General features: G+C 43.0%; 10 protein-coding genes. 9 read left to right on the top strand and 1 reads right to left on the bottom strand.

Going from position 1 to position 5,096, the window contains the following annotated elements:
- On the bottom strand, nt 1–256 hold a 256-nt coding region (locus tag Q366_RS18965), incomplete at its 3' end, for a helix-turn-helix domain-containing protein (RefSeq protein WP_035242313.1).
- Nucleotides 257–483: 227 nt separating this feature from the next.
- Here Q366_RS18965 and Q366_RS18960 point away from each other — a divergent pair.
- From Q366_RS18960 to Q366_RS22480, 9 genes are all read left to right on the top strand, one after another.
- Nucleotides 484–1,014: a hypothetical protein gene (locus tag Q366_RS18960; RefSeq protein WP_245620026.1), complete on the top strand. Its 531-nt coding sequence runs from the start codon at nt 484–486 to the stop codon at nt 1,012–1,014.
- A complete protein-coding gene (locus Q366_RS18955; RefSeq protein WP_035242310.1) occupies nt 998–1,981 on the top strand; it encodes a 3'-5' exonuclease in 984 nt (327 codons plus the stop codon). The genes Q366_RS18960 and Q366_RS18955 overlap by 17 nt, the downstream gene beginning before the upstream one ends.
- A complete protein-coding gene (locus Q366_RS22240) occupies nt 1,978–2,334 on the top strand; it encodes a TraK family protein (protein ID WP_035242308.1) in 357 nt (118 codons plus the stop codon). Before Q366_RS18955 ends, Q366_RS22240 begins: the two co-directional genes overlap by 4 nt.
- A gap of 90 nt (nt 2,335–2,424) precedes the next feature.
- Nucleotides 2,425–2,775 (top strand): Rha family transcriptional regulator, encoded by a 351-nt coding sequence (locus Q366_RS22080; protein WP_245620025.1) that lies wholly within the window; start codon nt 2,425–2,427, stop codon nt 2,773–2,775.
- Nucleotides 2,742–3,629, top strand: coding sequence for a hypothetical protein (locus Q366_RS18945; protein ID WP_245620024.1), 888 nt, complete (start codon nt 2,742–2,744; stop codon nt 3,627–3,629). Before Q366_RS22080 ends, Q366_RS18945 begins: the two co-directional genes overlap by 34 nt.
- A 4-nt stretch (nt 3,630–3,633) precedes the next feature.
- Nucleotides 3,634–4,371, top strand: coding sequence for a nucleotide-binding protein (locus Q366_RS18940; protein ID WP_035242305.1), 738 nt, complete (start codon nt 3,634–3,636; stop codon nt 4,369–4,371).
- Nucleotides 4,368–4,616: a hypothetical protein gene (locus Q366_RS18935; RefSeq protein ID WP_035242302.1), complete on the top strand. Its 249-nt coding sequence runs from the start codon at nt 4,368–4,370 to the stop codon at nt 4,614–4,616. The genes Q366_RS18940 and Q366_RS18935 overlap by 4 nt, the downstream gene beginning before the upstream one ends.
- A 15-nt stretch (nt 4,617–4,631) precedes the next feature.
- On the top strand, nt 4,632–4,952 hold the full coding sequence (locus Q366_RS18930; RefSeq protein ID WP_004073544.1) for a TrbC/VirB2 family type IV secretion system protein: 321 nt from the start codon (nt 4,632–4,634) through the stop codon (nt 4,950–4,952).
- A partial coding sequence (locus Q366_RS22480; RefSeq protein WP_211251923.1) for a VirB3 family type IV secretion system protein occupies nt 4,952–5,096 on the top strand: 145 nt, incomplete at its 3' end. The genes Q366_RS18930 and Q366_RS22480, both read left to right, overlap by 1 nt.

The raw sequence follows: 5,096 nt of genomic DNA, 5'->3' as shown, positions 1-5,096 counted from the left end.
GTCCCCCAGAAGATTTACGAACAATGCACAGCACTTTTAATCCTTCGGCCAAATACTTTTTTAGCCATTGCCGGATACCTTCTTTGCTGACTCGCAGAATCGCGGCAATATCATCAACATTTTTACCTTCCGCAATGGCCAAGATTGCCCGGATTCGATTGACGACCGTCAGTTGTCCTAATTTTTGGGATTGAGAGAGTGCTTTCAAAAGGGATTTGTGCTCAAACTTTGACAAAGTTAATCGAAAATCAAGCATGATGACCTCCAGAACATTTCGTGTTTTTCTTAATTTTTTTTAAATAAAATTAGGAATATAACGTTTTTCAAATGTTATCAATTTAATTTTCTGGAAACCTATATATAAATACTCCCCCTCTACCCCCCTCAGAATCAGTCACAAATCAAGACCGCCAGGAGCCTGCAACCTGGGCAAAAATCAGAGAGGGTATTATCGAAAAAGACCAACTCAATTTAGCAGCTAAAATGCTTCCCTGCCTGGAGGCTGAAATCAAGAGCGGCAGTGTAATTCTGTATGGGCCAAACAAAGTAGCATTACAAAGAATCGAAAAACATTACGGTCAAACGCTCAGAGATAATTTTTCTTTTTTTGGCGTTAAAACCCTTGTCTTTAAAGTCTTTCCGGAAGAACGCCAAAAGAAAAAAGATGAAGAACAAAAGCTGCAGGATCAAATTCACCGTCAGCGGCAAAAAGAAGAGCAGGAAAGGATTCTGGCTGAAAAACAGCAGCAGGAAGCTGAATTAAATAGTTTACCCCTTAAAAAACAATTTGAAATTCTTTTAAATCAATACCCCCGGAAAGCCGGGAAATGGCAGGCCTGGATGAATTTTAAAAAACTTGTTCAGGCCGGAGAAATACCCAAAACATCAAAACTTTTACAAATCATTGGAAAAAACAAGATGTCCCGGGACTGGCAGCGGGATAATGGCCGCTGGATACCGGGACTATCAAAGTTTTTGAAAGAAAGACGATGGTTAGATGAAATTAATACTTAGTACAGAAAACACCGGCACGGAAAGCCAGGATCAGGTTATTGAACTGGCAATTATTGATGCAGATACAACCCAAACACTTTTTAATCAAAGGTTCAAACCATCTGTTTTTATAAAGGAACAGGCTGCATCTGTACACGGCATTACCCTTGGTGCCCTGGCACACATCAAGACCTGGGCGGATTACCATGACCATATTCTTGAGATCATAAAAAATGCAGAGTCGATCATGACCTATAACTGTGATTTTGACTTCAGGTTAATGCGGCAGACAGCAGAGGCGTTTGATCGTGTCTGGCCGCAAGTTATCCCGCCATGCAGGGATTTAAGGGCAGCATATGCGGATATAGCTCAGATTGAATTCAACGAATATTACGGTACCTGGAAGTGGCAAAAATTAGAAGTGGCCTGCCGGCAGCAGGGTATTGATGTGTCTGACCTCAAAACGCACAATGCGCTTGATGACTGCAGGGCAATACAACGGCTGTATAAAAAATTGAAAGGGGCTTTTGACGCTTATTGGAAACCGTTTGTTAAACCTCAGTCCACTAGGTATGAAGAATTTAAAGAAAACATAGAAGAAATATCACAGCTGTTCTCTCAAGGCCTATCCATAAGTCATATTCATCAAAAACTTAGTCAGGACGGTAAAATATCCTTGTCGTACACGCATTTTACCAAGTTTTTTAAAGACTATACAGAAACTTATGTATCTTTAGCCGAGTCGCCAGCGCCCAGACTCGCACCGAAACGGGGACCTAAAATAGCCCGAGACAGAGAAATTGAGTTCCAGGCCAATAAGCATGAAATTATTGTGCTTTTAAACAAGGGATACTCCAAGGCCCGCATTCATAGAATGCTTAAAAAACAAGGCAAGTGGAATACCAGCTATGCCAATTTCACAGAAATCTGCCGCCAGTATAACGTCAGGAAACACCACAAACTCGATATTAATAAGGCTTTAAAATGAATTTAAAACCGACATGTAAAAGCCAATATTTGGCAGTCCACGGTGAAGCCAGGCAGCTGCTGGAACAGGGATACACGAAGAAAACAGTTTTTGATTATTTTGTGTCCCAGAAAAAAATCACAATGTCATACAAAGCCTGGGTGAAAATCGTTGATAACTACGACCAGAAATCACCGTTCTCTCGAAAAAAGAAGACTTCCACAGCCCGAAAAACCATAGGGCAAATCTCCAGCCCCCAAAAAGGAAAGTTCAGCCATTCAAATGATCCGTACCCAATTGAAGATGCAACTGACTCTATTGTGGCGGAAAAAGAACATGAAAAACCGTTTAACCTCATCAAGAAGGGAGAATAAGCATTTCTTATTATTTATTGATTTTAGACTCCTCAGTTTTGAGGAGCCTAAAACAGAGCATTAATTTTTTTTGGGAGTTTAACGATGGACATGGAAATAGAAAAACAAAAAATCAATATTATAACCACAAACGGAAAACTTACAGTCTCCTCAATGATGGTGGCGGAACATTTCGAGAAAGACCATAAGGATGTCCTGCGTAAAATTCGTCAAACTATCTCAGAACTTCCTGAAAATACAGATCATTTTAACGAGCGCAATTTTGCGCCCGTTGAATATATCGATAATAAAGGTGAAATGCGTCCCGCCTACGACCTCACCCGTGACGGTTTTGTTTTGCTCGTTATGGGGTCACCGGCAAGAAGGCGATGGCCTGGAAGGTTAAGTATATTGAGGCATTCAACGCCATGGAAAGGGCTCAAAAGGACAAATTATATTTAAAAGCCGCATTACAAATACCAATAGAAAGCGATCTGACAGTTTTATTGCCCACCGGCGAGTTCGGCATTTCAAGTTGGAAACTGGCCCGGGAAATTGACCAGCCTCACAATGCCCTGGCAACAAAAATCCATTATCTCGATATCCCCGCTGCATTCAAGGCAGAAAATTTTATCCCTATGGGCCATATTGCAGATCACGGTCCAAGAGAGGATGGTTACGGGATCACCTTGGCCGGTCTCGGCATGATGGGGCAAATTCTACGCAGTCAGGCCGCCAGGGCCGCGCAATTAAAAGCATATGATCAGTTAAAGGCTGTCAATTCCAAAAAAATCCAGGTGGGAACTGTCCAACTGCAGCCGGTCCCTGATGCGATCCCCCGGTTTCAGCGGACTGCTGTTCCAGAAAAAAAGATGCTCGCCCTCAAAGGTTTAATTTCTATCTGGGCATGGATCGAAAATACCAACACCGAAAAATTGGAAGCTGAACTATGTGCATACATGCAGATAGCAAACCTGAAAGGCATCACCACGTCAAGTTATGAAAATGCCATGGAGTATATCTGGTCAGGCATGAACATGCTGCAGAATGATTTTATAGACCTTTGTACTGAGGAAGAATTACAGCCTTTAAGGGGCCTGTTTGATTTTATGGCCTATTATGATGACAGAATAAATTATGAATCTTTGTTTAATAATTTCAAAAAAACTCACCAGTTTGAAGATTTCACCAAAGTTTCCAAAAAGGATTTTCAAAAAGTCATAATGTTAGCCTGGGGCACCATGTATGCCATGTGCCTTGGCGATAAAGCCGGATGCTGCAAAGCAAGCTGCATCCATAACCAATTAAAAGGATAAAAAAATGGCAGCTATAAATATGATCCTGCAAGGTAAGGGTGGGGTTGGGAAAAGTTTTACAGCCAGTCTGTTAAGTCAGTATTTACTTGATAGAGATCAGTTGGTCGGATGTTTTGATGCTGATCCGGTTAATGCAACCCTGACAGCTTATGCATCATTAAAAGCGACCAAAATAGAAATCATGGAAGGGGATTTTATTAACAGCCGGTTATTTGACACGATGATAGAAAAATTGATCCAGCTGCCGGATGAGGCATTCGCTGTCATTGACAGCGGCGCCAGCACATTTGTTCCCCTAGCTGCGTACATATCAGAAAACAATGTTGCTGAATTCCTGCAAGCCAGCGGCCACAACCTGACGCTCCATACCCTGATCACCGGCGGCCAGGCTGAAGGTGATACCATCCAGGGCCTTGCCTCCCTGATGGAAGGTTTTCCGGACACCCCTATAACAGTATGGGTAAACCCGTTCTTCGGTCAAATTGACTTTAAAGACCACAAACTGGCAAAGGCCAACCGGGATCAGTGCGGCACCACCATTGTTTTGCCCACGTATAAAAAAGAAACCTTTGGCTATGACCTGGAGCTGATGCTCAAGTCCCGCCTGACATTTGCCCAGGCAATCAATTCCGGCAAGTTCAACGTCATGGCTAAACAGCGGCTTAAAATCGCCAGGGATGAAATCTGGAACATCCTGGATGAATCCGGCCTGATCATTGAGGCCCGGGAACCGCAGGAATGAAAAACAAAATCCAGGCGGAAATAGCCAAAAGGCACAAAATGACAGTGAGTGACAATGATCCTGTATGGATCGTTGCAACTGTGTGTGAACTTATGGCCGAAGAATACTCACGAAAACTTTCTGACCAGCAAGATATTCTTGCAGAAAAATTCAAGGAGGCGAACAACAAAACAAACCCGCTGAATATGGTGATCGCCGTGCTTTTCGGCATCATTATAGGCCTGTCAATTCACCTGGTTATTTAAATAGGAGTTTTAGAAATGAAAAGATTTTTACCGTTACTTGTACCAACCTTTCTTTTTTTTGGCGTTATCACCTTTGTTGATACTGCGTTTGCATCAACAATTTCGGAATTTGAAACCCCGGCAGAAACCTTGATGGAAACCTTACGCGGGCCGTGGGCCAAATCCGTTGCCATACTGATGATCCTGGCGGCGGCTTTTGTGATGTGGTTCAAAAAAGATGATTTGGACGGGATGACAAAAGGTTTTCTTGTTGTTGTCTGCATCATATCCGTGCTGGCCCTGGCGGAACCAATCATTGATACGCTGTTCACATTCGGCAGCGGGGCATTAATCTAATGCGAAGGATAGCAATACATAGGTCACTGCATCGTTCAGACCTGATCATGGGCATAGAGCGGGATTTGCTTTTCCCCATTGGTATTGCCGCCGGCGTGCTGATTGTATCCAGCGGCAACCGCCCCTGGCAGATACTGATAGGTC

Source organism: Desulfobacter vibrioformis DSM 8776, from assembly GCF_000745975.1.
In the GTDB taxonomy this organism is placed as follows: domain Bacteria; phylum Desulfobacterota; class Desulfobacteria; order Desulfobacterales; family Desulfobacteraceae; genus Desulfobacter; species Desulfobacter vibrioformis.
Note: the sequence above shows the minus strand (reverse complement) of the source record. Positions and strands in the feature narration are given on the sequence as shown.

Coding starts and splice junctions, on each gene's coding strand:
- Q366_RS18960 (WP_245620026.1), top strand. CDS start 484: ATGCTTCCCTGCCTGGAGGCTGAAATCAAGAGCGGCAGTGTAATTCTG.
- Q366_RS18955 (WP_035242310.1), top strand. CDS start 998: ATGAAATTAATACTTAGTACAGAAAACACCGGCACGGAAAGCCAGGAT.
- Q366_RS22240 (WP_035242308.1), top strand. CDS start 1,978: ATGAATTTAAAACCGACATGTAAAAGCCAATATTTGGCAGTCCACGGT.
- Q366_RS22080 (WP_245620025.1), top strand. CDS start 2,425: ATGGAAATAGAAAAACAAAAAATCAATATTATAACCACAAACGGAAAA.
- Q366_RS18945 (WP_245620024.1), top strand. CDS start 2,742: ATGGAAAGGGCTCAAAAGGACAAATTATATTTAAAAGCCGCATTACAA.
- Q366_RS18940 (WP_035242305.1), top strand. CDS start 3,634: ATGGCAGCTATAAATATGATCCTGCAAGGTAAGGGTGGGGTTGGGAAA.
- Q366_RS18935 (WP_035242302.1), top strand. CDS start 4,368: ATGAAAAACAAAATCCAGGCGGAAATAGCCAAAAGGCACAAAATGACA.
- Q366_RS18930 (WP_004073544.1), top strand. CDS start 4,632: ATGAAAAGATTTTTACCGTTACTTGTACCAACCTTTCTTTTTTTTGGC.